This is a genomic window from Acinetobacter sp. UBA6526 (assembly GCF_002434875.1).
GTDB classification, from domain to species: Bacteria; Pseudomonadota; Gammaproteobacteria; order Pseudomonadales; family Moraxellaceae; genus Acinetobacter; species Acinetobacter venetianus.
The window spans coordinates 1-5,488 of sequence record NZ_DJLC01000085.1 but is presented as its reverse complement, the minus strand read 5'-3'; the positions used below and the strand labels follow the sequence as shown (position 1 = coordinate 5,488).

Below are 5,488 nucleotides of genomic sequence, written 5' to 3'. Positions count from 1 at the left end.
CACAATATTTGTTTCTTGCTGACCGATAATTATTGATCCATCAGCTTGTACGTTAGTTGAAGTAGCAACACGGAACACAGAAGAAACTAAACTTGAACTCAATCTCATGTTCCAAATAAAATGTTGAGCTTCTGTTGGGTTTGGAAAAGGAACTTGGCCCATATTTGCAACTTCAAAACCTTCGTTATCATTTATTAATGTACCATTTGTCTGAGATATTGCTTTAATCTCAGGCGGTATCTGACATGCACCACTATTCTCGTATACATGAATTTTATATGTTTCAGGATAAGCCGAGAACATTGTTATCTGCCCTGGAGATAACATATCTGTATATTCAGTGTAGTTAGAACTATCCACTGTGTACTTATGACCGTCAGCGACTGAAGAAGTCACTGTAAAGCCAAGTGCTACAACAACAGATATAATTAGGTTTTTTATATTCATTTTATTCATTTTATTCCTCTCCCTAAATTAAAATGCGTGTGAAACTGATGCTGTTAGATAGTCTCTATCAGTTCCGTTACCAACGTTCTCATCACCCATGTAGTCAGTATAACTTAGACCGACTGATGTACCACCAGTGGCAAAGTTAACACCAAGAGATAAGGACATTCTATCTTCAACAAATCCACCTAGAGATGTTGGTCCGAACCCATGCGGATCATGTGCAAAGGCAAAGTTAGGACTCATAGTCCACTTTGAATTGTTGAAATTGTTATAATTGGCAGTACCAACAATCCTATATGAGAATGAACGCTCATCCGCACCAGGTTGATCTTCACAGTATCCACCATTACCAAAAAGGCCGTCATAAATTGAAGCACCTAAATTAGCAACACTTCCTGTTCCAGCAGTTGGTGATAAAGATGAACCAACAGCTCCTTTACATTTTTCTGAGCTGTCACCACTTGCAGAGTAACCGCCTCGCGAAACAAAACCATTGGTATTGTTAAGATCATTAATCTGTACCATTGCTATTTCAGTCAAAAGAGCAGCTGAGTCAGCCCCTAAACCAACTGTCACTGGATCAGATGCTGTGAAAGAAGTGGTTGTACCTATATCAACACTGAGCACGTCATACTCAATGAACGCTGTACTGTTATAATTTCCAGCTTTCACTGTCGCCTCAGAAATTGCTGGTAAAGATGACCGCTTAAAATCCCTTACGGCATTTTCATATGCATTTGCATCACCCAGTGCTACATCAGTTCCAGTCTGTGTTGCCCACAATATAGCTTGCAGTTGGTCACCTGTATCATCGTCTGCGTCAGTGGCTAAAGCTCTATTGGAGTTTGTGCCAAGTCCATTAATACCAGTATACGCAAGCCAGTTTAACATTTGAGTTGCACCACTTGCATCTGCTATTTGGTTAATTTGACTTGATGCAGGAGTTGCAAGAGGGAAGTCATTTCTTAACGACACCTCACCTTGTACTGTCGTTGAACCAACATTTGTACTAAAGCTAGCACCTATAATTTGGTTATCTTCTGGATAAATAAATTGATATTCCATTGAGTTCAAAGGTGTGATCGCTCCAAGTATAGTTGCAGCTGTTAATTCCATCGCAAAGTTAGTATCATGTATTGTACCATTACCTCCCGATAAAGCGTCAGATCCTGCAGCAGTTGCCTGACAAACTGCAGAGTTATGCACAAGAGCTTGCTCACCAGAAATAGATGTACCAAAAGTTCTATCCATATAAAGGGCTTTTTGTTGATCTGAAATTGTGTATTTCGTTAATGATAACTCACCACCAGATGCTGTATTCAAAGCTCCCGCGCCCGCTGCGCCACCGAATACTGCAGAGCAAACTGTTCCACCATATGCTGTATCTTTAATTGCAGTATATAATGTGTCACCTCCAGTAGCTTCAAGTGAACCTGCCATTGCGTTTAATGCACCGCCATCATAAAAACCAAAGTGGTCTGTTACGGTTGCTCTGTAAAGTGCATAGTAGTCACCTGCGAACATGTTTTGCATACCAGTGAAACGAATATAAGGAGCTTTACTGTGATAGTTTGCGAAATAGAAGTTTAAGTCTACGCCCGTTCCTACATCATCAAGGTAAGTGCCAAAACGAACTCCAAATTCACCGCCATCATCAGCGTATACATGTTTCTGTGCAGCAGGTAATGGCTCAATGCCAGCTCTCGATAGATCACCTTTAACAGTCTTAGCTGCTTCAACAGCCATGCTTGCTGCAAATCCAGCCGCTCCAGCAGTGTACAAAATTTCAGTACCAGCTCCCGTTAAAGTTGAAGCCGCAGTGTTTGATCCTGCGTCAATTCCTAATGCAGCACTACCGGCAATTAATACTTTATTATCTGATAAGTCAGAGCCAAGACCATTATTTCCAGAATCACTACCCATTGTTGTAATTCCAAATTGTGTATTTGCGAGGGTTAGTCCGGTAGCGTTTGAAGCTAACTCACCGAATGCAGTGGCGAGTGTATTTAAAACCGTGTTTGCACGAGTTCTAGAATTCGCAACTGATGTTGCATCGCAAGTAACGCCGGTTTGTTGTGAGAAAGCACATGCGCTTCCACCCTGAACTTCGAAGTCATATGCTCCACCTACGATTAGATTGCTAGAACCTTCTCCAACAATATCGCTACCAAAATAAGTACCTGATGGATCTACTTGAACTTGTTCTGCACCAAACTGATAGTAAGCCTCAAAAGATACACCATCAACTTGAGTGCTCAATGTAACTTGTTCAGTTGGCATCAATGCTTCACGAATTGAGGCCCCAGGTCCTCTCAACTTAGAGAGATCAAGAGCGTTGGTTACTAATCCGTTAGCACCAACTGGAATAAAAGTAGCCTCTCCCCAGTTAGTTGCAAATCGACCAACCTGATAATCAACAAAGTTTCCATCAGGAGATTCTGCTGAACCAGTTATATACGCATCGTATAATGTTATGTCCTGCTCGAAATCATCTTCAGCTTGAGTTGTTAGAGCTTTAAAAGATGGGGAATTAATATCTAATGCAGGGTTATAAGAAGCACTGTATGATACATCTATACCGAGACCACCTGTTGTTGTACCAGTAATACTTCCAAATATTTTTTGTTTAGCATCAAAGATTTTACCTTGTCCAAAGTTCAAACTTCCATCGTCACCATTTGGCTGTGAACCATGAAACTGATTATATTTAGTTGCTAAGTTGCCATATGCATCAGTCCATTTAGGTGTCGAGTCTGTCATCGCACAACCTTCACCATTACCTCTAGTAGTTGTTTTTAGTCCAGATGATATAGATGACTCTGTGTAAGTATATCCTGTGTATAATTGACAATCGTAATCCGCTGCTCTCATACTGATACCTGAAGTAACAGTGTGATTAGCTGTTCCAGTGAAACCTGGAAAATTTAATTCTGCTGCAAATGCATTTCCAAAAAATGTTAGCGCATAGATTAGTGCAGAAGAAAAAGTTATCTTAATTATATTTGGTCTCATAATTTATTCCCCTTAAATAAATACAAACGTTTAGTACATAAAAGACACAGCTACAGCTATGCCCTTTGATCTAAAACATCTCAATTAAACTTAAATAATATTAATAAGTCAAATAATTATAACGTTTATTTTCAATCTATTCTGATAAAATGCTGATGCATAAATGACACATCTCAATTATATTAATCCCTTAAAAACAGCCATTTTTCAAATTATTACTTACTCAAAACAATTATTTTATCGATAAGAGATTTTTGGTTGGGTTTTTTTGATACAAAAGTTTGTTTAAATAAGTGCTCTCTTTTTAGAATCGTATCAACTCTTTTGCTTATTGAAACAACAGGAATATTACTCACCTTATCCTGTAAATTTTTCAATTTTATTAATTTTAAAAAAACCTTAGCTGTGTAATTTGAAAATAAAACGACGTAACTAATTTTTCTTTGGTTAAATAATTTGACCGTGTTTTTTGCGAAATTTTTTTTACTCAAGGTCGTGTAAATAATTTTTCTTTTGATTTCTATTTCATTTTTTCTCAAATTTTGAACGAACTCTTTATTAAAAATTGTTCCAGAAATAAATGCTATTTTTTTATAGTTGTTTTTAGATTGTCTTTGAGAAAGTAAGAATGTTGTCATATCTTTACTGTCTTTTGTCACTTTTATAATGTTTAAAGGAGCAATTTTTTTTAACTCAGCCGCAACCTTTTTTCCAACAACAATAAATTTTCCTTCAATTAAAAGCTGGCTATATTTTTTTTTGTATTTTGATATTACTTTTACAGCTTGAGGGCTTGAAATTAAATAAAGAATATTCTTATCAAATGCTATTTTTTTAAACTGAAATCTAAAATGTATAAGTGAGTCAATTGTACTCTTTTTGCCGTTCTTTAAAAATTCTTTTTCAAGAACTTTGGCCTCTTCATGTGGGCGTGTAATCAAAATCATTTTCTAAATTATTTAATTGTTGAATTTGTTTTTTACCAAGCTCGTTCATAATTTCATTACCTATAGTTTCAGATAGTTGGTCATAATTATTTTTTAAACCTCTATAGGTTTCAGAGAATAGATTGATACCAAAATGATTCAGAAATTGTACTTTGATTTCAATTTCATTTTTTATTATTTTTGAAACAACGGAAATTGGACTATTACAATTTGCATTTATAATTTTTAATATTTTTCTTTCAGCCAAACACTCAATTTGGGTATTTGCGTTGTTTAATTTTGAAAAAAGATTAATGAAGTTGTTTTCTTTGTGTGCTTGTATTCCGACAACACCTTGACAAGCAGCGGGTGAGAAATCATCCTGATTCAAAACTTCTGTTACATTACTCTCTAAATTTAATCTTTGTAACCCTGCAAGACTTAGAATAATAGCATCATACTTTTTTGCATGTAATTGTTTTATACGTGTATCAATGTTTCCTCTTAAAAGACTTACGACTAAATCTTTTCTTAATTTTAATATCTGAGCGCGCCTGCGTATTGAGCTTGTACCAATTTTAGATCCCGAGGGAAGATCTAAGAACTTTTTTCCTGAATTCGATAGCAATGCATCATCATTAAAATGCCTTTGCATCCAACAAACAATTTGCAGATCCTTATGAACTTCTTGCGCAGGAACATCCTTCATTGAATGCACGCCAATATCAATTCTGTGATCAATTATTTGTTGTTCAATTTCCTTTATAAATAGGCCTTTACCGCCAAGACGATCAAGGCGATGGGTGTTATGAATATCACCAGTTGTTTTAATCGTCTTGATTTCAAAAATATGATTGTTTTTGATCTGATCTATTTTGTTAGCTTCTTCAATGAAAATACCTGTTTGTGCCTTTGATAATTTACTGTCTCTGATGCCTACAAGTATTTTACTTTTATTTGACATAAATTCTTATTCTTAATCTTTAATATGATACATTTTAATATTATTTATATAAGTCAAGGAAATTGCCTCAATTTAAAATACATTGCATATTATTAATATGAATAAATCAATTAGAGTGATGGGAATTGAGTCAAGT

General features: G+C 35.7%; 4 protein-coding genes. All 4 read right to left on the bottom strand.

Features of this window, described 5'->3' with window-relative positions; all coding sequences use genetic code 11:
- The coding region (locus B4237_RS05450) for a DUF1329 domain-containing protein (protein WP_286942053.1) at positions 1–456 on the bottom strand (456 nt) is incomplete at its 3' end.
- 18 nt (positions 457–474) lie between these two features.
- Positions 475–3,462 carry a DUF1302 domain-containing protein gene (locus tag B4237_RS05445; RefSeq protein ID WP_286942051.1) on the bottom strand — a complete coding sequence of 996 codons (2,988 nt, stop codon included), beginning with the start codon at positions 3,460–3,462 and terminating at the stop codon, positions 475–477.
- A gap of 215 nt (positions 3,463–3,677) precedes the next feature.
- Entirely contained in the window at positions 3,678–4,403 is a 726-nt protein-coding gene (locus B4237_RS05440) for a uroporphyrinogen-III synthase (protein ID WP_286942049.1), read from the bottom strand.
- Entirely contained in the window at positions 4,384–5,352 is a 969-nt protein-coding gene (gene hemC, locus B4237_RS05435; protein ID WP_286942048.1) for a hydroxymethylbilane synthase, read from the bottom strand. Before hemC ends, B4237_RS05440 begins: the two co-directional genes overlap by 20 nt.
- Positions 5,353–5,488: the final 136 nt, after the last annotated feature.